This window comes from Paenibacillus sp. LHD-117, from assembly GCF_030929555.1.
Taxonomy (GTDB): Bacteria; Bacillota; Bacilli; order Paenibacillales; family Paenibacillaceae; genus Pristimantibacillus.
Window position 1 is genome coordinate 14,563 of record NZ_JAVFVT010000007.1, and the last position, 21,266, is coordinate 35,828.

Below are 21,266 nucleotides of genomic sequence, written 5' to 3' on the forward strand. Positions count from 1 at the left end.
CCCCTACCTTCCGCTTGCTCGTTCTCAGCTGCCCCTGTACGTGCTGTAACCGCCCGGAGACAAGAGAAGCGGCACATGATAATGCTTGTTCGGATCGACCACCTTAAACCGGATCGGAATCAGATCCCAGATCGTCTGCGTCGCGCTGTACCGGCCTTGGCGAACCATGTATTCCCCGGCCTTGAACCGGATTTCGTACACGCCCGCCGTAAGCGCGTCGCCCTCCAGCAGCGGCGAATCGACCCGTCCGTCGGCGTTCGTGACCGAGAGTGTGACGAGCTCGGCCGCTTCCCCGCATACGCGGTACAGCGCAAGTCCCATGCCCCGCGCGGGTTCGCCTAACGTCGTATCCAATACGTGAGTCGTGATGCGACCCGTTTTTTTGCCTGCTTCCGCCATGCTGACTCCTCCTTGTTGCCATACATCCGTTTCCGCTCCCAAGCCCTTATCCATATCGCTTTTCTCTATCTATCTGTTTACGATCTATTGATCCGAGTCTCCGTGCGGTCAACCCGCGTCCAGTTCCATGTGCTCCAGACGGAAGGCCGCGATCTTGCACACTTCCTGCAGTGCCCGGTACTTCTCTTCCGTTGCCGAATTCATCATCCGCTTCTGCATCGAGTCGGCAATCATATCCGGCGTCAGCCCCCGAACGGCGATGATAAAAGGGAAGCCGAACCGTTCCCGGTACTTCGCGTTCAGCTGCCCGAAAATATACGCTTCGTCCCGCTCTAGCCGATCAAGCCCGGCACCGCGCTGCTCGAGGACGGATTCCTCCGTCATCCTGATCTTCGCGCCAAGCTCCGGATGCGCCCGCAGCAAGGCGAGCTGTCTGTCGTCATCCGCGTCCATGACGATGCCCGACATTCGCTCGAGCAGATCCTCCCTCGACCCGAACGGTCGATAAGCCCAAGCCTCCTCGGCGATCCACGGCGAATGTTCGAATATCGATCCGAATTTGGCCGCGAACGCCGCTCTTTCGTCTTGATTGGATGTTTCGATCAATGGATCCATCGTTATTCCTCCTCTATGTCGATTCATGCAAGCTGTTCGTAATAGCGTGAAGCGGCAAGGGCGCCTGAGCCGAAGGCGCAAAGGAAACCTTCCGCCGCCAAAGCCGCCTCGAACGATTGCAGCATCCGCGCGACAGCCTCCCGATTCGCAATGCCGTCCAAAACTTCCAATCGCCAAATATCGGTCCCGAGCGACGGCGGTTTACCGCCGATCTCGATGCCATGCTCAGCAGATAAGCGGCTGCGCACCGATTCGCCGTCAATTCCTTCCGGAACCACGACGCAAACCATGGTCGGAAGGCGGCTGGCAGAGCTGCCGAAGAGGCGAAGTCCCAGGGCTACCAAGCCGCTGAGCAGCGCCTCGGCATGTCGACTCCTTCCTTCGATTCGGTTTGCGATCTCAACATCCGCCGCGACACTAGATCCATGAATTCCGTTTGCCTCTTTCGCAGGGAATCCGTTCGGTCTCTGCCGCAGTTTGCCCGATCCGCTCTCCACATCCAGCCTTCTCCCGCGAAGTCTAACCTCGATCTGCTCGTTATACGCGATCGGCTGCAGGTCTAGCGGAAGATGCAGGCGATGGCCATGGCCGGTAAGAATGGCGTCGATATGCCAAGCGTCGGCGCGGATCGGAACGTCTCCTGCCGTCGCGCTCACGTCGACCAGGAACAAAATATCAAGCTCCCGGCAAACACGTCCGAGTTCGTCCAGCGGCTGCAGCTGACCGGTCGACGGATCGCCGTGGGCGACGATGAGCATGGAAGGCTTTCGCCTGCGCAGCTCAGCGATCAGATCTTCTTGCTCGAATACCGCCCCGCGTTCTTGCTCGGCGGTTATTACATCCGAGCCCAGCCTTTCGCAGATTTCGGCGAGTTTCTCTCCGGCTTCTCCATAGATCGGGACGAATACCGACTCGCTATGGCGCAGCAGCCGCTCCAGCACCCACTGGACGGCATCGATTCCCGGATCGAGATCGGGATAAACGACGGCATGTTCGGTACGCCATAGGCGCCGCAGCGCATCCGATGTTTCTTCCTCCGTCATATCCGGCCGGGCTTGCCGTCTTCCTCCCGTTCCCCGGGGCGACCTATTCATTGTTGAAGCCGCTTCGTCAGGATAAGGCGATCGAACGATTTGGCCTCTAGGCGTAAGATCCTGTACGCTCATCCGCACTCCTCCTTCCCAATCGATCAGCGTGTATCTCTATTTCGATGTAAGATAATCTAACAATTTTAATGGAATTGAAACTATCATATGATGCGACGTTTGTTTTGTCATTGTACATAATATATAGATTTAATTGACTTTCTGATGCATGATAGCTAACAAAATTTCCTAACCCTCTTCCGCGAAGGGGAAAGTTGCAGTATGATTATGTTATATAACCTCACATAGTAGGGAGCGATTGCCGATGCTGCTGAAAGATTTGCTTCATATTCCCTCGTTAAAAAACGCCCGGGTTGCGGCCGGCCAAGAAGGCCTTAACCGCAGAGTAAGCACCGTGAACATGATGGATGCACCCGATATCATTCACTATTTGAAGCCGGACGAACTTCTGCTTACGACCGCCTACGCGATGAAGGATCAGCCGGAGTCGCTGGATAAGCTGGTCGCACATATGGCCGAATCCGGCTGCGCAGGACTCGCCATCAAAACCAAACGTTTTCTCGAAGAGATTCCGGAATCCGTCATCGAAGAAGCGAACCGCCTGGAGTTCCCCATCCTGGAGCTCTCACTGGACTATTCGCTGGGGGAAGTGCTGAACGGCACGTTAAGCCGCATTCTGGAGAACCGTACCGGCGAGCTCAGTTATGCGCTGGATACGCATCATACGTTTTTTAACCTGATCCTGAACGGAGAGGGCATCTCGGAAATCGTTGACAAATTGGCGGAGCTTATCGCTTCCCCGGTCGTCATTCTAAGTTCGAGGGCGGAGCTGATTAGCCTATCGTCCGCCCAGAAGCCTCCTATTCCGTTGCTGAATCAATTCATCGCGCAATGGCAATCGTTCGCACAGCCGGTCGAAGCCGGCGTATATCCGATCGGAACGGCAGCTGGCGGCACGCAATACGCGATGATCCAGCCGATCCCGACTTATCAAAGGCAAGGCTACATTATTGCGTTCGTCAAAGAGAAAGAAGAGAACAAGCTGTATTCGCTAGCGCTGGAACAAGCGGCGAATGTGATGGGGTTTGAACTGCTGAAGTCGCAAGCGGTCAAGGATCGCGCGAGAAGGTTCAAAATCGAGTTTTTCACGGAGCTGGTGCAAGGAGAGATCGCGACCGAACAAGAGATCATCCACCGCGGCAAGCAGCATGGATTGTACCCGGCGGATCAGATGATCTGCGTCATATGCGGGAGAGATTCGGACGAGACGGAGCAAGAACCGGCCAAGGACCATGGCGCGGTCGAGCGCAAAGCCAGGGAGATCGACAACCTGTATCACGGGCTGGCCAAACATTACGCCAAGCTTAGTCCGGAATCGGTTCTGTTTACGCTGAAGGATAAATTTATCGCATTGATCCCGTCGAAGGAGCTGTTCGGATCCGCCGCGGAAGGGAAGCTGAAGCTGGGCCAGCAGCTTCTCGCGATCGCCGACAAGCTGACAGCATCGCAGGAGCATACTTTATCTTTCGGGATCAGCAGCCCGATCACGAAGCTTGCGGATATCCCATCCGCTTACAAGCAGGCGCTGGACGCGTACCGGCTCGGAAGAAGCCATAACAAACAAAAATTCGTGCAGTATTACCATACGAAAGAGCTCATGGACCTGCTCAAGCTGATTCCGTCGGATGATTTAAAGGAATTCGTAGCGGATACGTTCGAGGCATGGAGCGGAATCGATGAAGGCGAGCAGCGGGAATGGCACCGGACGCTGAAAGTATTTTACGATACGCATTGCCATATCGGCGAGACGGCGAAGCAGCTTTACATCCACCGCAACACCGTCCTGTACCGCCTCAATCGGATCGAGCAGCTGACCGGAGCCCATGTGAGAAATTCCGCTGACAGCCTCCGGATCCGCATGGCGCTCATGATCAAAGAACTGATCAGCTGACGGTTTCCGTCAGCCAATCGTTCAGCTCTTCGGCCAGCTTCGCGCACAAGGAACGCTTCTCCTCGCCGAAGAGGAAAGCCGCCTCCGCCCCGTTCATGACGATGGCGCACAGCTCAGCGTCCGTGAATGCAAGATGGTCGCGAAGCGCCTCGTATTCCTTTGTGATCGTCGTGCCCGACACCGTAAGGTTGTCGGTATTGACGGTCACGCGTATGCCGGCGTCGAAGTAACCACGAAGCGGATAGCTGTCCCAATCGGGAGACGCTTTCGTCTGAAGGTTGCTGATCGGACACATTTCCAGCGGGATGCCGCGACTCCGGATGAGTTCCGTTACTTCCGCGTCGCCTTTCATGCGGACGCCATGGCCGATTCTCGACGCGCCAAGCTTTAGGACGGCCGTCTCGACGCTCTCGGCTCCGGCTGCTTCCCCCGCATGAATCGTCACCGGCAGTCCCAACTTTCCGGCCAAAGCGAATTCTGCCGTGTACAGCTCGGGCGGGTAAGCGGCTTCGGCTCCGGCAAGGTCGACGGCTACAATACCGCGGCCTAAATAGGCCGAAGCGCCATGAATGACCTCTAAGTTCTGCTCGCGTGAATGTCCTCGTAAGCAGATGGCAATGCATCGCGCGACCGTGCCGAACTCGCTTTCGCCCGCCGCGAGGCCGCGAAGGACGCTTTCGATCGTTTGCTCGACGGTTAAACCTTGCTCCCGATGCAATTGGGGCGCGTAGCGCACCTCAATATATCGGCAATTTTGTTCCGCGCATTGCTTCACCAGTTCGTAGGCGACACGTTCGAGCGCATGGGCGGACTGCAGGAAGGCGCAGACGAAATCGAACTTCTCCAGATATTGCGCAAGACTGTCGCAATCCCCCTCCACCCGCATATATGGCAGCAGCTTCTCCGGCTCCCAGGCCGGCAGCTCGGAACCGCTGTGCTTCGCCAGCTCGATCAGCGTTTCCGGAAGCACGCTGCCGTCCAAGTGCAGATGCAGATCGACTTTGGGCAGCTTCTTTAATCTGTTTTGCGGCTTATTCATCCCTGACTCCCCTTTCGTTATATGCTCGTGCTCATTGAATTAGACAATACTATATACTACGATGCCCCCATTGTAAATGCGGTTTCCGTGCATCGTTCGTACGCTGCTAACGAAGCCGGTTGTTTAGATCATACTATGAATCGGTTGCGATAACCCCATCCAGTACCACTCTAGGTCGCTTCGTAGGCGGACGAGCTAAGGTTCCTGTATTTGGTGCAGCTTTTTCCAATCGAAAAGGCTTAATATTCCTAAAATCCTGTATTCACTACAGCAATTCCCCGTACTTTTCCGACCATGAATCATGACGCCATCCGAAATCATGCATCAAATGCAGGAATCAGTTAATCACGGAGAAACCATACATTAATTGCTGTACGAATTACAACTTTCGAGTCATGCCACAGAGCCATTCTACTATGAGGGAAAAGCTTCATTACTTCGAAATTCTGCCTCTCCTATCACGACTGTCCTTTAACTAACCGTGGGCATATTTGGTTCGCGAGGCGTGGAGCGCCCACTCGGCGGATTTGGGTTCGCGAGGCGTTCCTATTCTCTCCGGAGAACCCATTCGACGGATTTAGGTTCGCGAGACATATCTATTTCATTCGAGAAGGCCCGACGATTGATGGGCGTGCCATCGAATCAAACGAATCAAACAGCCGCAATTTGATGGCAGTCGGCACGCGAATGGTCAATGGCCAGTTGCAAAAAAACTGCCCCGAACGAACGAAAAAACAGTTCGCGGGGCAGTCATGATCGGTTTTTGCGGCATGATTGCCGCGATTTCACCTTTAGTTTAGTTCTTTACTAGTCAGAGCCAGTCAGGGCCAGCCAGGTTTATTCGCCTTCGATGACCTCGCCCGGCCAAGCCAGCATGCCGCCCGCTACGTTAACGACGTCGAACCCTTGCAGCGTAAGGAATTCGCAAACCCTCCCGCTTCTCCCGCCGCTGCGGCAGATGAAGACGACTTCACCTTCCACGTCATGCACTTCATGCGCGCGCGATTGGAATTGGGATAGAGGAATGCTGCGCGCTTCTTTAATATGTCCTTCTTCCCATTCATCCGGTTCGCGTACGTCGATCAAATTTAAAGTTACGCCTTGGCTGAGCCGTTCATGCAGCTCTCCGGCCGTTATTTCGCGGTACATCTGCCCATCACCTTTCGCTTAAGTAATAACCGTTCGAATGCATTGTAACGCTCCAAGCGATTGATGTCCAATTAAAAAACTACTATCGAAGTACTTCGAGGCCTACGGCCGACATGTCCTTCGAATGCCCGTATCCGTTTTCCAAATCCGGTTAACCCCTTTTGTTCGAGCGGTTTTTGGCCGCAAGGAGGCGATTCATCGTCCCTTCGCCGCCTACTGAACCAGGCGCGCTGGGCGGCGAAGCTTTCGAGGAATCGACTTGCGGCGAGACGGGAGGTTTGGCGGATTTCGGTTTGACGTTACCGCCCGAACCTCGCGAGACCACTGTTGAGGGACCGGCCGCGTCGGCTGCGCCATGCGATGAAGGCGGGATTGGACCGGGTTTACTCGGCACTCCGTTCGGAACCATCGTTGATCGAGTGGATTCTCCGGCGATCGGAGACGAAGCCGCTGTGTGCCGGCCGGAATAGCCCCCTGCATCCTGCGCTTCGGACTTTGCATTCGGCGGAACGTTATGCGCTCTTCCTGCGTCGTCTCCTCCGTAAAACCGTTTGCTGGCATTCGCTCTTTTCTTCAACTGAGCAAGGACGGAAGCCGTTTCCGGTGCGGGAGAACCGACTGCGCCACTCAAGCGGTTTGATCTGATGCGACCCAAAATCCTATCCGATAGCGCGCGCCAAGGAATGGACAATCGGCGCACGGCAATGTCGAGCAGCCATAACAGCAAGGCGAGAATGAGCATCTCCCGCGTCCAATCATAGGGTTCGCGCAGTATGGTTTTCTCGCCGCGGAAGCTGAGCAGCGCATCCTCCGGCCTTAGCTCCCGCCCGCCGGTAATGGCCGCGATTTTCGCAAGCGTCTGCGCCCCTTCGCCGCCCCCGATACGATATTCCGGCGAATAAGGGATGACGAATCCCGCCGCCTGGCCGCCTGTAAGCCCCGTTCCTTCCGCATCCGCCAGCTCGCCGATGCGCGCTAGGTATGCGCCGGGCTCAAGCTCCCCGATCGCCGCTTCGTATCTGCCTGGCGCGACGGGCATAAGCCGAATCGGCTCGGATCCATACTCCGCGCTCTGCTGCTCGAGCTTCGCCCCTAGCCCATGCTTGCCGCCAGCGACGGACTCCCCGTCCGTCTCGACCGTCAGCATGCCTTCACCGCCTGCCATGGAAGCCTCCACGCGATAAGGCGAACCGTCGAATCCGGGAAACGTCCACTTCACCCATTCGGTAAATACTTTCGGGAACGATGGCCATTTCACCCAATCGGAAGACCACTTGCCGTTTGCGTCGCTCGTCCAGGCGACCGTACGACCGGAGCCGTAATTCCACCTGGCCAGAATCGGATCTCCCTCCGGCGACCAAAGCGCGACTTCCGCCAATTCCTTTTGGGTAGTCGCGATATACGCTTGAAGCGGAGGTACTCCGTCTTTCCATAACGACGACCAGTCTCCTGCATCTCCGATCGCTGGCACGAACTCGCCGTCCACGACGTAGGTTCTCGACATCAGGACGGTCTCGCGGCTGAAGATCGCGGGAAGCGTGCTCTGATCCTTCGTGAAATAATACCTGCCTTTCGCGTTGTCCGCGAGTCGCTTGAGAAGCGCTTGATCCGAGCCTTCTCCGACGGCGACCGTCGATAAGGTCATCATGCGTTCGTTCATGGCATCCGTAATGACGGCATAATTGTTTGAAGTGGAAGATTGGCCGTCCGTTAGCAAAATCATATGTTTGCGTTCGGCTTCAATCTCCAGCAGACCGCGGTAACCTTCGTCCAGCGCCGAATAGATTTCCGTGCCGCCTTCGGCCTGGATGCCTTGGATCTTCTCCAGGACTGCTTCCCGATCCGACAGCTTCGTCGGCTCCACGACCCACCATGGCAACGAATCGAACGCGACGACGCCGACGGTGTCTTCCTCCCTCATCAGCTCTACGGTGCGCATCGCCGCTTCCTTCGCCAATTCAAGCTTGCCGTCCATCATGCTTCCGGACCGGTCGATAACGAGCACGAGCCCGAGCGACGGCAGCTTTTTCCTTCCTTTCAAGTCCATGTAGACCGGTAGCGCGTCCTCGACCGGCGTTTGGAAGTAGCCGCCAAGCCCGAACGCCTCCTCGCCGCCCATCATCATGAGGCCGACGCCATAATCGGATACCGATTTGCCAAGCCATTCCATTGGTTTCTCAGCAATTCGGGTGGCGGGTACGTTATTCAAAATAATGCTGTCGTAAGCCGCGTATTCCGCAAGCTCCATCGAGAGCTGTTCGGGACCGATCGTGTCGAATCCGATCACGGAGGACGCGAGCGCGGATTCGAGGTTGGCCGAAGAACCGGGTACGCCCTCCACGATCAACACGTTAGGCGGTCCGCTGACGCGGCTGAACGCGTAAGCGCTATTGTTCGCCGGCCTGCCGTCTTCTCCCGCGTACACCTCGGCACGGAACCGGTGAAAACCGGGCTCGAGCGCCGTGCTTTGCAGAACAAAACGGTTCTCGCCGTGCTCAAGCCGTACATCGCTCGCACTGAGCTGCTGATCGTTCTGGTAGATTCGAAGCTCGGCTGCGCCCGCAAAGGTGCTCTGGATCGCGATCTCGAAGCTGAAGGTCTCGCCTTGCTTAAGCGCGGCAGGCACCTTCAACTCGTCAAGTGCGGCATCGCGCGCCAGCTCCAAAGCCAAATTCACGACATCGACGCGGATACCGCTATCCTTCAGCATGCGGGCCGCGCGAAGGGCGTCTCCGCTATTTTGCGAGCCGTCGGAGAGCAAAACGATTCGACCGCCCCCATGATCGCGCAGCATCGCCGCTCCAAGCTGCAGCCCTTTGGCCAAATCGGTATATCCATCCTTTAATCCGGTACGGAAACGGAACGTTTCCCCCTCAGGCAAAAGCGCTTTCGACAAGCCGCGATCGACGACGGCATGCTGTCCGAACGATACGATGCCGCCGGAATCATCCTCTGCCTTGGTTCTCCAAGCTTCCGCGATCCATTGTCCGACTCGTTCATCGTCCTTCATGCTGGCCGATCGGTCGGCCAAAAAGACGACATTGCGCTGCTCGATCGTTCGATACGGCTGAATTTGCGCCAGAATGAGAACGACGATCAACAGAATGACGGATCGAATCGCGATTGCTGCCGTTCTCCGGGCGCCGGTCAATCTAGCGGCGGTGCGGATCATCCAAAACGTGAAAGCTGCCCAAGGCAGCAGAAGCAATAGCGCAAAAGCATGCTCAACCGATATGCCCACGCCGGTACACCTCCCATTCCGCCGCCAAGAGCGCGAGCAGAAGCGCCGCCGCCCACGCGATCATCGAATGTTCGATGATACCGGCGTCCGATTGGCCGCCTTCGCCAAGCTGCTCCGTTTCTTGGCCTCCGCCTAGCCTAAGACGTTCCTGGTCGCCTTTTCGGGCTTCCAATTCCGCCATGTCCGGCGTAACGGCCAACAAGCGCGACGCGGTCAAATCTCCCGCCCCGTTACGCTCTTCGAGCTTGTAAAGGCCCGGGATCGCGGGCGCTTCCGCCGAATCTTCTTGCAGATCAAGCAGGCGGGAAGCTTCCATGATCTCGCGTTCGCGAGCGGGCAGATCCGACGAATCGACTGCGATCCACTCCGCCCGTTCGGTGTCCGCTTGAAGCGCGACCGGCGTCCGCGAGCTCGCGACGGCCGATCCGAGATGCGGCAACGCGCTGCCGTTCATCCACTCCGCCGCTTGAACGATCAAGATTGGAAATTCCGGCCGCAGCGGAAGATCTGTATCTTGAAGATTAAACGTAAACCGCAGCTGCGGCCGGCCTTGAGAAGTTCCCGCATAGATGGCGGGAATGGAGCCGTAGCTCAGAATCGGCTCTCCCCATGCGATTTCGTCCGCGTCCGGTACGTAAAGCCGACCGATATGCGTATCCTCCAAGGTGATGTAAGATGCTACGGCATGTTCCTCCCTGACAACCTCCGTGCTCTTCGGAATTCGTGAACCCGGATCCCCCTCTTCGGGATGGTCGATGACCCAAAGCGGCTTGGTCTGCAGCCATTCCGACCAGCCGGGCTCAGCCTTCAGCCGGTCGAATGCGCCGTCAAGGACGATCCAATCCAGCTCGCGGGCGAGCTCGCCTTCCGGCACGGGCTGCTCCGAACTGACCTTCACGGTCTGTACGCCGGCCAGCGCCAGCGCTTTCTCCAGAAACAGATTGCCGTCCGTGACGAGCAGCGCTCTGCCCGTTCTGGCACCTTCCGGAAATTGAAACGCCGCGTTGTCCACGGCGATTCGATCCGCCTCGCCATGCAAAACGGCTTTGTAATAATCGGCCGGAGGCAGCAGCTTCGAATCCACGCTTTGCCATGCGCCCGCCTCCACCTTGACGGTCATGTCCGCGCGATGCGATTGCTCGCCGTTCGGCTTGAACGCGTACAAATCAATCTTGTACGTTCGCGCCCGTTCGCTGTCGTTGCGCACCGTCACGGTTGCGAACTGATGGCCGGGCGAACGAGGCTCCTCGCGCAGGCCGAAGCTGAGAATGGAACCGTTCTCGAATGGGACGCTATCCGCGACGTCCGGATTCGCGCTCCGTTGTGTGGCCGGAACAGAAAGCTTCAAGGATGCCGCTTCATCCGAATCCGCCCATTCGCCGTCGGTGAAGATCAGCGTCTCGCCATCCTTCTCGCCGCCATGGAGGGAATCCGCGAATGACAATGCAGCCGCGTTATCGGATCTTCCGTAGAACGGGACGATCTCGTTCAGCTTCTCTCGCAACGCCCGACGATCACGTTCCCGTGTAACCAGAACTTCCGGTTCGGCGCCTGTAACGACGATCGACACCGGTCGGCTGCCCTGCTGCCCCTCAAGCCATTCGACCGCGCGGTCGATCGATTGCCGCAGACGGGTTGTCGCCGGTTGTCCTTGAGCAGAAGCCTCCGTGCTCATGCTGCCGGATCGATCGATGAGCAGCACGGCATGTCCTTCCGGACCGGCGCCCCCCGTCCTGACGGGGTCCATCAGCGCAATCACCAAGAGGAGGGCGGCGAGTAGCTGCAGGAAAAGCAGCCATCTTCCTCGCAGCTTCTGCCATGGCCTGTTCGCTTCCTGCTCCCGCAGCAGCCGGTTCCAGAGCAGATGGCTGGGTACGGCCGTATCTTTGTATTTTTTTTTCAAAATGTACATTAGCAAAATAACGGGCAGGGCAGCCGCGAACCAAACGGATGCCGCCGACAGGAACTGCATCTAATCCCTCCTTCCCTCAAGACGATCGTGGATGCGGGTTATAACTTTAACGTATTCGGGATGGTCGCGAGTCTGGCTATCGTATCCGAAAGCGGCTGTGACGTATCGACGGATACAAAAGGGATACCTTTGTTCGCGCAGATCCGCCTCAATTCCTCCTGATACGCCCTTAGCGCATCCCGGTAATTCCGGAGGCTGCCCGCAGATAATGCGACTTCCTTGCTCGTGCCAAGCTCCGCGTCAATGAGGCGAAGCTCGCCGTCCAGCTTCGGATCCAGTTCCTCCGGCGACAACACTTGGACGAGCACGACATGCTGGCCCGCGGACTTCAGCGCGAGCAGCGTCTCCTCGATACCTCTCTCGTACCACGCATCCGTGATGAGCCAGCTGGCGCCCGCGCGTCTCGGCAAACTCCCGGACCCGCGGAACGGTTTCGATAGATCGGAGAAATCATTGCCGCTAATGCTTGTTGATTCCGCTGCGCCCGAAGCGACGCGATCTTTGGCCAGATATCGAAAAAGCTGCAAGGCCGATGCCCGTCCGGTCGCCATTCGGAGCCCGTCATCCATCCAATCCGCGGTAAACCGTTTTACCGATAACCGATCGCCGCCGCAAAGCGCCGCGTAACCGACCGAAGCGGCCAGCCTTAGCGCGTAGGTCAGCTTATTGAACCGTTCGCCGCCGAAGCCGGACATCGATTCGGAAGCATCGATATAAAGATGCACATGAAGTTCCTGCTCGTCCCAAAATTGGCGGAGGAAAGGTTTCCCCGTACGGCCGTATACGTTCCAGTCGATTCGTCTGACGTCATCGCCCGGCGCATACGGCCGGTAGTCCGCGAACTCCTGCGAGCCGCCAAGCGATGTCGATCGGCGTTTGCCGGCCAGCGTCCCCGTGATGCGGCTTCCGCCCGCCACGCTCATCCGCTCCAACTTCGCGAGTAGACCGGGGTCGGGAAATAAAAACGTAAAGGACGCGTCGCCATTCCCGCTGCCGTATCCCGGCTTTTGGAAGGTTGTCATCGGCTAGCCTCGATACTCCTGAGAATCGAATGCGTCATGACGTCCGAGTCCATGCCGAGCGCCTGCGCTTCGTAGCTGAGCACGATCCGATGTCTTAGCACGGGCAATGCGACTTCTCGGATATCCTGCCAGGAGACGTGCAGCCTTCTGCTGGACAGCGCCCTGACCTTGGCTACCGACACCAGCGCCTGAAGCGCGCGCGGGCCGGCGCCGAATCTAACGTACCGCTTGATCTCGTCCGGAGCGTCCGGCTCGGCGGGATGCGTCATCATGACAAGTTTGACGGCAACGTCGAGCACGTCCTCGGCGATAAGCAGCTCCTTGGCCGCCGACTGGAGCTCCAGCAATTCTTTGCCGTCGATGACGTATTGGGCACGCGGCTGCGCAAGCGTTGTCGTGCGCTTCACGATTTCTTTCAGCTCATCTCTCGTCGGATAATCGACGCCGATCTTAAGCAGGAAACGGTCCAATTGCGCTTCGGGAAGCGGGTACGTGCCTTCCTGCTCGATCGGGTTCTGCGTCGCAAGGACGAAAAAGGGACGCGGCAACGGATGTGTCTCGCCGCCCGCAGTCACCGTCCCTTCCTGCATCGCTTCGAGCAAGGCACTCTGCGTCTTGGGCGTCGCGCGGTTAATTTCATCCGCGAGAACGAGGTTGCCGAAGATCGGCCCCGCTTGGAATCGCTGGGCGGCAGCTCCTTGAGCGCCGAAGTCGATCAGGGAGGTGCCCGTTATATCCGACGGCATCAGGTCCGGCGTGAATTGAATACGGGAAAAGCGGAGCGCGACCGCATCCGCCACGGTTCGGACCAGCATCGTTTTGCCGAGGCCCGGAATGCCCTCCAGCAGCGCGTGTCCGCCCGCGATCAAGCACCATAAAAGCTGGTCGACGACCGTTTTTTGCCCCACGATGACCCGCCCTACTTCTTCTCTCAATGCCGCGATGCGGCTTGCCGCCGCCTCTAGCTGTTCTTTCGACTCGATCATGGTTCGGTTCTCCTCTCTTCCAACGTTAATCCGGCTGTATCTGGTCAAAATATTGTTTTACCTTCTCCTGCATGCTGGCAGGCAGCTGCGACCGGCCTAACGACTTCTTCGCCTCCGCCGCGTATTCGCTGTATACTTCCTCGTACGGCCGAGTCGTTCCGTCGATCATCGGCGATTGTCCGCCGGTTTGCGTCTTGCCGCCGGTCGACGGACCGCCGTCGTTCTCGACCGGACCGGTCCCCTGCATGCTCCTCGGTGTCGTCACCAAATGGCGACCGCCAGCGCCGGTTCCCGCACCCGATCCGCCGGCACCGCTCCCGCTGCCCTGGCCGGCTCCGCTGCCGCTGCCCTGGCCGGCTCCGCTGCCGCTGCCTTGGCCGGCTCCGCTGCCGCTGCCTTGGCCGGCTCCGCCGCCGCCGCCCTGGCCAGCTTCGCCGCCGCCGCCCTGGCCAGCTTCGCCGCCGCTGCCCTGGCCGGCTTCGCCGCCGCTGCCCTGGCCGGCTTCGCTGCCGCTGCCCTGGCCGGCTCCGCTGCCGCTGCCTTGGCCGGCTTCGCTGCCGCCGCCGGCCGCCCACGCCGGCGGCACCGCTCCGCCTTGCGCGGCCAGCTGCTCCGCCAGCTGCCGGCCGCTCGCTCCGAGCTGGCCCGCCGCCGACCGGGCCAGCGCCTCCAGCTCGCCCTGCGTCAGCCCGCGGGCGAGCGCTTCCTCCAGCGCGGCGAGGCCATCGCCGTCGCTGCCGACTTCGGCGGCGCCGGACTCGGCCGCCGGGTCACCGGCGGCGCGCGCCTGCTGCGCCGCCTGCTCCAACGCCGCCGATAGCTCGCCGGCGGCTCCATCCTGCGGCTGCTGCTCCGCCAGCCGCTCAAGCGCTTGCGCCAGCGCTTCGCGCTCCGCTGGCGTCAACTCCCGAAGGCGCGAGCGGAGCTCGTCGATGGAGCCTTCGAGCGCTTCGGCGTCGCGGGCTTGCACCGCTTCGCCGAGCGGCTTCAGCTCCGGCTGCTCCGTCATCGCATCCGCCGCCGCCTCGAGCCGTTCCGCAGCCGCTTGCGCTTCCTCCGCGGCGAGCTCAAGCTGCTTCATCGCGGCTTCGAGCTCGTTCAGCGCTTTCGCCGAATCGACGCTCGGCGCTTCCAGCGCTTCGCGCAGCTCGTCCAGCGGCGTCAGCAGCTCTTGCTTCTCCGCTTCCGGGAGCTTCATCGCCTCCAGCTTCTCTTCCAGAGCGTCCCGCTCCTGCTCGAGCTGCTCAATTGCCTCCTTCGACTCCGCAAGCGCCGCCGCGCGTTCATCAAGCGGGTTAGGCACAAGCAGCAGGACAACGATCAGAACCCAAACTGCGGTAGTACCATACACAAGCGAACGCCACCGATGCCATGACGGCCATGGCAAGGAGCGGCTCAAATCCGACGTATACCGTATTGCGGCTTCCACGGCTTCCTGTCGCTGCAGACGCACGATGACCGGCCTCGCAGCCCCTTCGTCAGCCGTGGTTTCGCGAAGGAGGCCGTCCAGCGCCGTCATGATCGCATCCTGAGGCTCGCCGCGGTCCATTTGCCTTGCCGCGTCCTTCATACTCGCCCTTCTCCATAAGCCGATGCCGATGCCCGCGGCGAGACCGACGATCACGAACGCAACGAACAACAATCGGGAATGGAGCAGCGGCCATAACCGGCTCGCCGCCAGGATAAGCGCGCCCGCAAAGCTTCCGCCTAACAATCCGAACAACGTAGTTCGTAAAAGCCCGAATACGGACAAACGGATTCGGACTTTCCCCAAATACACCAGCAAAGGCTCCTTATTCATCCGTATCGCCCCCTCCCTCGCAATCCTTTGTTAACGTCGGTTCCGAACGCCGAGGCGCGGACGCAGCTTCCGAATCGACAGCCAGTTCGCGAAAATCGCGATAACGCCGTAGACGATCATAAATTCCTGCCAAAGCGCCATCGGCGCGCCTTTCGACTGACCGCCGCCGCTAAAGTAATTCAAGGAAAACGCTTGGTCGGAAATTTGGGGATCCAAAATGCTGTACAGCGCGCCTACCGGATTAAGCGCGATAATATGGCCGACCCACGTGAAGCCGCTCGTTACGGCGATCGTCCCGTTCATGCGGGCCTGTTCGACAATGCCCTGCATGACGAAAAACAGAATCGCGGTGCCCGCGAATATAAACAACGTCACGCCGTAGGTCACGATAACCGAGATCATCGTCCGCTTGAGCAGCGTCGAGAACAACACGCCGAACGATCCGAGCACGAACATGATGAACAGGTAGAACGCGAACACCAGCACAAGCTGCTTCGGAGACACTCCGCCGAACAGGAACATCATGCTGTAGACGGGAACGGTGCTGAATACGATCAGAATCATGAAACTGAGCGACGAAACCAGCTTGCTCAAAATAATCGTAGCCGAGCTTTGTTGCGTCGTCAGCAGCAAATTCAGCGTTTGTTTCTCCCTCTCGCCGCTAATGACTCCCGCCGTCAGCCCCGGCGCCATAAACGCGATCAAGCCTAGCTGCGCCATGCTGAGGAAATAAAACAATATTTTGCTTTGCTCGGGATTAAACGCCGCGCCCCTGCCCGACATGCCTTGCGTCAAATAAATGGCGCTGAGCGACATCAGGCCAAGCGCGAACAAGTAGAAAAACAACGTCCACATCGACCTGGGAGTCCGCATCCGCAGTCGGAATTCCTTATCGAGCACCGGGTTAATCAGGCGATTGCGCCAAGCGGCCTTACCGGTTCTAGCCGCAGCTTGCTCATTCATCGGCAGGGCCTCCTTTCGTAATTTCGAGGAACACATCTTCCAAGTTCGTCTGCGCTTCGCTGAAGGAGACGACTCGGAATCCTGCTGCCATCATACCTTCAAGAAGCTTTGCCTGCTCCGCGTCGTCGCCGCCGTAATGCACTTGAATGCCCCGATCGTCGCGCAAGAGACGGTTCACGAACGGCTGGTCGCCCAAATACGCTTCCGCCTCTTCCAGGCGGTCGAGCAGCCGAATATGGAGAAACCGCTTGACCCGCAGCCGGTTTTGAATATCCGCTACGTTGCCTACGGCTACCATCTGGCCGTGTTCAATGACCCCGATCTCGTCGACCATCTCTGCAAGCTCAGGCAGGATATGCGATGAAATGATGATCGTCTTGCCCATCGACTTCAGCTCTTTCAAAATTTCGCGCATCTCGATTCGCGCGCGCGGATCGAGACCGGAGGCCGGTTCGTCCAGGATCAGCAGATCCGGATCATGCACGAGGCATCTCGCAAGACATAATCGCTGTTTCATGCCTCGCGACAAGCTGTCTACGTAAGCGTCCCGCTTGTCGGTCAGGTTCACGAGCTCCAGCAGCTGAGGGATGAGCGCCTCGCGTTCCGCCTTCGGAATGCCATAGCTCGCGCCGTAAAAATGCAAATATTCGACGGCCTTGAACTGGTCGTATACGCCGAAGAAATCCGGCATGTAGCCGATCCGCTTGCGCACTTCGTGCGGATGTTTCGTCACGTCGAAGCCGTCCACCTTTGCGACGCCCGCGCTTGGCGCGAGCAGCGTAGCGAGAATCGACATCGTCGTCGATTTGCCGGCGCCGTTCGGCCCTACGAAGCCGAATACCGTACCTCTTTGGATTGTCAAGTCGATTCCCTTCAGCGCATGGAAACTGCCGAACGACTTGGCGAGTCCGCGAATTTCAATCATCGGCGTCTGCCCCTCAGCAAGCGAGCCGCCGGGGGAGGGCTCATTGTCTTGTTCGAATACAAACGTCACCGTTTCTTCGTTCATGGCTGCAGCACCTCTCCTTCCAACGCCACTTGCGGCAACGTAATATTGCCTTCGACCGCGCTTGTCATCTTGATTCGAATCGACTGGGCCGCCGTCAGGTAGCTGGGCGGAGGTTCGAGCGGATCGGTCAGTTCCGTCCATTGTCCCTTCTTCTCATTCCAAATGCTCCAGGTCATGCTCGCATTTTTGCCCCCGTTCGGGAAATGGACTTCCAGCTTGTCATAAGCGACGCCATAGCTGTTCGGCACGATGTATTCGAGCTCCAGCTCGCCTGCGCCTACATGAATGTTCCCATCACCATAAAGCTCGTACTTTTGGAGCGTATTGGTCAGGACGATCGGAGAGATCGAGCCTGCCGGCACGGTCATCCGGCTGCCGGTATGCTCCAGGGGATCAAGCTCTTTCAGCCACATTTTCAAATTGTCGGATTTGACTTTGCCGCCGTTCACAAGATACTTGCTTTCCTGATCCGTGCTGAATCCGACGATTAAAGGTTTCAAAGGAAACATCGTTCCGTTGTACTTGTTGAAATACAAGTCTAGCAGCTCCCGTTCTCTTCGGTCTTCGTCGGCGCGCATGCCGTTTGCCGGATACGGGAAGACCGTTCCCCCATAGTTGTAATACGTTTGAGTGGAAACGGCCGAAGCGGGCTTCGCTACCGAACCGCTCTCTCCTTGCTTCAAATCGCCTATCTTGAGCGCGGCGCCGTTCATGAGGAGATAAACGTCGGTCAGATCGTCCGGCGTATCGTTCGTGACGGTTATCCGGGTCGTGCCGTTCTCTTGATTGTAGGCGATGCCGAGCGCGCCGATCTCGGCCGCATCTGCCGCTCTGCGGTCCATCCATAGCTTGCGTGTGGACCAATAGGGAACCGAACGCCACACCGTCAAAGTTTCATCCGAGCCGCCGGACTGCAGCTGGTATTGCCCGTTTGCGTTCAGTCCGCCCATCATTCCGCTGTCGCCGTACATCCGGAGCGGAAGGCGCTCGTCGAATTTGGCCGAGATCGTTCCGCCGGCGGGCGTGAAGATGCCGGTTCCGCCGGACACGACCGCATGCCCGTCGTTCGACAGCTCGATGATTTCGACCGTATGGGTCGTGATGTTGCGTTTGTCTCCCGATCCGATCAGGAACACCGTTACGCCCATCGCAACGGACAATACGGGGATTAACCACCACGCCCACTCCCTGCGATCGACCTTTGCCAGTACGATATACAGCAGCGGCGCGATGACCAAAATATAAAGGCCGAGCATCGCGATCAGAAGAAATAGCTCCGGTTGTTTGATAGACGGGAACTGGTCGATGACGTTTTTCATCTGCCAATATTCGTTCATGTAACCGCCGAATACGTTGCCGCCGTTGATTTGCTGAAGCGGCGCCATGGACGGGCTCAGCAGCTTCGCCCACAGCATCGCGCTTCCCGCCCAAGAGGAAAGCGGCTCAAGCGAAGGATCGAAGGCGGCATAAACGACATGCCCGAAGCCATGCTCCGCCGTCACGGCGAGAGGCACGTCTCCTTCGACGATCGTCGCCGTACCGCGAACGGGCTTGCCCGTCGAGACGGTCAAGCCAAGCGGCAAAGAAAGCGCCTCGCCGCCCGCTGCCGCCAGCGCTGCCGAGCTCTCTACCTGCGCCGTACCCGTTGCCTCGATCGGGGACAGCTCCGCGAACGCTTCCGACGTTTTGGCGTATCCCGCCCCGCCAGACAGAACAAGCGTGCCTCCTCTTGTCACCCATTCCTTGATCGCGCGAATCCGACCCTCGCTCCAATCGCCCGTTGCCGTATCGTTAATGACGATAACGTCGAGGGAATCCAGCAAATGGCTTTCTTCCGGAAGATCGTCCGGCTGCATCGGATACACCGCGATGTCATACCCTTTCTGATTCAAGGTCGGCATGAAGTTAAACGTATCCGGATCTCGGGAGACGACTCCGATCATATAGCTTAACGAACTCCGTGAATCCAAGTATCCTCTGCCGCTGACCTTCACCGATTCGCTATTGCGAGATTGGTAGGTACCTTCATAGAATGCGACCCGATTCGTGTCCTTGTTCAGGACGACGCCCGGAATGCCAAGCGTAACCTGCACAGGCGAACCCGGCGGGAGCTCCAGCGGGACAACCGCATCCGTCGTGCCGTTATCCCCGTTGATGTAGGATAAGACCAATTCCCCTTTAAGGGCCTCGTCCGATTCGTTCGTCAGGGTCACTCTGGCCGGATACCAGCGCCCTTCCTTGTGATTGCCCTGGAAACCAACCGCCGATTGCAGGTCGATGACGGCTTTCTCCGGCTCTGCTTGCGCCGCGAGAGCCGGCCAAGCCATCATAATTCCTATTAATGCGATGACGACTTTTACGAATTTGTACTGCCGATATGTACGTTCTTCTTTCACGCTTCTACCCCTTTTCCGCATCCATCCAAGACGATTCTATGATTCATCCTTCTATTGTAACGGCAAATGCGGCCGAAAAGTTGCTTTTTCTTCCAATCTTTCATGTAAATAACGCCAAAAAACAGCGAATCCCGTCCTCGGATCGCGATCGTTCAGATCCTATCCTTAGGAGGTTTCCGCTGTTTCGTCAATTCCTGTCATTTCCATATCCACATTGGCTCAACTTAATGGGTCAGCTCCTCGAACCTCACGCCGCGCGACGTATCCGTCGCAATCTCCACCGTAATCGTCACGCGTACGCCGAACTCCCTGTCGCTTTCCCTAAGCCATAGCCTGAATTTCTCTTCCGCCATGCCTTGCCCGCGCTCGCTTCTGCCTTCGTATTTATAGTCAATGATTGAGGCTCCACTATAAGCCTTGGCCGTCTCCTCCATCGCAAGCCTTCCCCACTTCGCGTAACCGGGGACTGCGGTCTGCACGATGGCAATATCGTTCGCTGCGGCGGCGGCGGCCTCGCCATGGGTCAAACTCATCAGGAGGATGATGGCTTTCACCACCACGTTCCCTAGCACACCGAACCACCTCGCATTCTGCCCGAAGCTTACGGACGATGGTTAGCATGCCCAGCAAGCTGTCGATTTATTCCGCGCCAGCCCTCTTATTCGCCGTCCGCCCATGCCAGATAAAGCGCATGCGTCCCTTTGTCCGCGAGTCCGGCAGCCGCCACCTTCTCGTACAGCTCCTTGGCCAGCGTCAAGCCCGGCAGCTTTAGGTTCATTTCCTCCGCGGCTTGAAGCGCGATTCCCATATCTTTAATAAAATGTTTCACGTAAAAGCCGGGCTCGAAATCGCCCGCGATCATGCGCGGCGCGAGGTTAGACAGCGACCAGCTGCCTGCGGCGCCGGAGCCGATGCTCTTCAGGACGGCTTCCGGGTCCAGACCGGCGTTCTTCGCATAGATAAGCGCTTCGCAGACGCCGATCATGTTGGACGCGATCGCGATCTGATTCGCCATCTTTGTATGCTGGCCGGCTCCGGGGCCTCCTTGCCATACGATGCCTTTGCCCATGCAGCCGAAGATCGGAAGCATTTCGTCGAATGCATCCTTCTCCCCGCCAACCATGATCGATAAAGCAGCATTGCGGGCGCCTACGTCTCCTCCCGAAACGGGGGCGTCCAAGGCATATTGTCCTCTCTCCGTCGCCGCCGCATGAATTCGGCGCGCTAGCTCCGGGCTCGAAGTCGTCATATCGATCAAATAAGTGCCTGATTTCGCCGTTGCCACGAGGCCGCCTTCGCCTAGATAAATCTCCTCGACATCCTTCGGATATCCGACGATCGTCAGGATGACTGCGCACTCGCGCGCGAGCTCCGCAGGCGTGTCGTGCCAGACTAGCCCTTCATCGATCAAGCTTTGCGCCTTCGACCTCGTGCGCGTGTAAATATGGACTTCGTACCCTGCGTTTTTCAAATGGCGGGCCATGCTCGAGCCCATTACGCCGGTGCCGATAAATCCTATCGTCGGTTTTGCTTGCTGTGTCAAGCCGTTCACGCTCCCTCTCGTTCGATTCATTGTTTTGATTATAGGCAAAAACCCGGGCCAAAGCCATGTCCTTG

Annotated in this window: 16 protein-coding genes; 1 reads left to right on the forward strand and 15 read right to left on the reverse strand. The window is 58.1% G+C overall.

The features are described from left to right. Positions 1 to 24: 24 nt before the first annotated feature. From uraH to RB620_RS06785, 3 genes are all read right to left on the reverse strand, one after another. A complete protein-coding gene (gene uraH / locus RB620_RS06775) occupies positions 25 to 399 on the reverse strand; it encodes a hydroxyisourate hydrolase (protein WP_308092953.1) in 375 nt (124 codons plus the stop codon). A 108-nt stretch (positions 400 to 507) separates the two neighbouring features. After that, entirely contained in the window at positions 508 to 1,014 is a 507-nt protein-coding gene (gene uraD / locus RB620_RS06780) for a 2-oxo-4-hydroxy-4-carboxy-5-ureidoimidazoline decarboxylase (RefSeq protein WP_308092955.1), read from the reverse strand. 23 nt (positions 1,015 to 1,037) lie between these two features. Then, entirely contained in the window at positions 1,038 to 2,180 is a 1,143-nt protein-coding gene (locus tag RB620_RS06785; protein WP_308092956.1) for an aminotransferase class V-fold PLP-dependent enzyme, read from the reverse strand. A 244-nt stretch (positions 2,181 to 2,424) separates the two neighbouring features. On the opposite strand from RB620_RS06785, the gene RB620_RS06790 reads away from it, so the two are divergent. Then, entirely contained in the window at positions 2,425 to 4,071 is a 1,647-nt protein-coding gene (locus tag RB620_RS06790; protein ID WP_308092958.1) for a PucR family transcriptional regulator, read from the forward strand. Here RB620_RS06790 and add read toward each other — a convergent pair. The 12 genes from add to RB620_RS06850 all read right to left on the reverse strand — a co-directional run bounded on the left by add (position 4,064) and on the right by RB620_RS06850 (position 21,192). After that, positions 4,064 to 5,110 (reverse strand): adenosine deaminase, encoded by a 1,047-nt coding sequence (gene add, locus RB620_RS06795; RefSeq protein ID WP_308092959.1) that lies wholly within the window; start codon positions 5,108 to 5,110, stop codon positions 4,064 to 4,066. The two genes, RB620_RS06790 and add, sit on opposite strands and share 8 nt — an antisense overlap. 837 nt (positions 5,111 to 5,947) lie before the next feature. Continuing rightward, positions 5,948 to 6,259 (reverse strand): rhodanese-like domain-containing protein, encoded by a 312-nt coding sequence (locus tag RB620_RS06800; protein WP_308092961.1) that lies wholly within the window; start codon positions 6,257 to 6,259, stop codon positions 5,948 to 5,950. Positions 6,260 to 6,410: 151 nt separating this feature from the next. Next, positions 6,411 to 9,500 carry a VWA domain-containing protein gene (locus RB620_RS06805; RefSeq protein WP_308092963.1) on the reverse strand — a complete coding sequence of 1,030 codons (3,090 nt, stop codon included), beginning with the start codon at positions 9,498 to 9,500 and terminating at the stop codon, positions 6,411 to 6,413. Next, positions 9,484 to 11,472, reverse strand: coding sequence for a vWA domain-containing protein (locus RB620_RS06810; RefSeq protein ID WP_308092964.1), 1,989 nt, complete (start codon positions 11,470 to 11,472; stop codon positions 9,484 to 9,486). The genes RB620_RS06805 and RB620_RS06810 overlap by 17 nt, the downstream gene beginning before the upstream one ends. A 38-nt stretch (positions 11,473 to 11,510) precedes the next feature. Further along, entirely contained in the window at positions 11,511 to 12,494 is a 984-nt protein-coding gene (locus tag RB620_RS06815) for a DUF58 domain-containing protein (RefSeq protein WP_308092966.1), read from the reverse strand. Next, positions 12,491 to 13,480 carry an AAA family ATPase gene (locus RB620_RS06820; protein ID WP_308092967.1) on the reverse strand — a complete coding sequence of 330 codons (990 nt, stop codon included), beginning with the start codon at positions 13,478 to 13,480 and terminating at the stop codon, positions 12,491 to 12,493. The genes RB620_RS06815 and RB620_RS06820 overlap by 4 nt, the downstream gene beginning before the upstream one ends. A gap of 25 nt (positions 13,481 to 13,505) precedes the next feature. Further along, entirely contained in the window at positions 13,506 to 15,281 is a 1,776-nt protein-coding gene (locus tag RB620_RS06825; RefSeq protein ID WP_308092968.1) for a hypothetical protein, read from the reverse strand. 30 nt (positions 15,282 to 15,311) lie between these two features. Further along, positions 15,312 to 16,244, reverse strand: a complete 933-nt coding sequence (locus tag RB620_RS06830) for an ABC transporter permease (RefSeq protein ID WP_308092970.1) — start codon at positions 16,242 to 16,244, stop codon at positions 15,312 to 15,314. After that, on the reverse strand, positions 16,237 to 17,169 hold the full coding sequence (locus RB620_RS06835; protein WP_308093227.1) for an ABC transporter ATP-binding protein: 933 nt from the start codon (positions 17,167 to 17,169) through the stop codon (positions 16,237 to 16,239). The genes RB620_RS06830 and RB620_RS06835 overlap by 8 nt, the downstream gene beginning before the upstream one ends. An 80-nt stretch (positions 17,170 to 17,249) precedes the next feature. Beyond that, positions 17,250 to 19,649, reverse strand: coding sequence for a DUF7408 domain-containing protein (locus tag RB620_RS06840; RefSeq protein WP_308092971.1), 2,400 nt, complete (start codon positions 19,647 to 19,649; stop codon positions 17,250 to 17,252). Positions 19,650 to 19,873: 224 nt separating this feature from the next. Next, complete coding sequence (locus RB620_RS06845; RefSeq protein ID WP_308092973.1) at positions 19,874 to 20,221, reverse strand: DUF3889 domain-containing protein; 348 nt, start codon at positions 20,219 to 20,221, stop codon at positions 19,874 to 19,876. 86 nt (positions 20,222 to 20,307) lie between these two features. After that, positions 20,308 to 21,192, reverse strand: coding sequence for an NAD(P)-dependent oxidoreductase (locus RB620_RS06850; protein WP_308092975.1), 885 nt, complete (start codon positions 21,190 to 21,192; stop codon positions 20,308 to 20,310). Positions 21,193 to 21,266: the final 74 nt, after the last annotated feature.

Coding starts and splice junctions, on each gene's coding strand:
- RB620_RS06825 (WP_308092968.1), bottom strand. CDS start 15,281: ATGAATAAGGAGCCTTTGCTGGTGTATTTGGGGAAAGTCCGAATCCGT.
- RB620_RS06810 (WP_308092964.1), bottom strand. CDS start 11,472: ATGCAGTTCCTGTCGGCGGCATCCGTTTGGTTCGCGGCTGCCCTGCCC.
- RB620_RS06820 (WP_308092967.1), bottom strand. CDS start 13,480: ATGATCGAGTCGAAAGAACAGCTAGAGGCGGCGGCAAGCCGCATCGCG.
- RB620_RS06835 (WP_308093227.1), bottom strand. CDS start 17,169: ATGATTGAAATTCGCGGACTCGCCAAGTCGTTCGGCAGTTTCCATGCG.
- uraH (WP_308092953.1), bottom strand. CDS start 399: ATGGCGGAAGCAGGCAAAAAAACGGGTCGCATCACGACTCACGTATTG.
- RB620_RS06785 (WP_308092956.1), bottom strand. CDS start 2,180: ATGAGCGTACAGGATCTTACGCCTAGAGGCCAAATCGTTCGATCGCCT.
- RB620_RS06830 (WP_308092970.1), bottom strand. CDS start 16,244: ATGAATGAGCAAGCTGCGGCTAGAACCGGTAAGGCCGCTTGGCGCAAT.
- uraD (WP_308092955.1), bottom strand. CDS start 1,014: ATGGATCCATTGATCGAAACATCCAATCAAGACGAAAGAGCGGCGTTC.
- RB620_RS06790 (WP_308092958.1), top strand. CDS start 2,425: ATGCTGCTGAAAGATTTGCTTCATATTCCCTCGTTAAAAAACGCCCGG.
- add (WP_308092959.1), bottom strand. CDS start 5,110: ATGAATAAGCCGCAAAACAGATTAAAGAAGCTGCCCAAAGTCGATCTG.
- RB620_RS06815 (WP_308092966.1), bottom strand. CDS start 12,494: ATGACAACCTTCCAAAAGCCGGGATACGGCAGCGGGAATGGCGACGCG.
- RB620_RS06800 (WP_308092961.1), bottom strand. CDS start 6,259: ATGTACCGCGAAATAACGGCCGGAGAGCTGCATGAACGGCTCAGCCAA.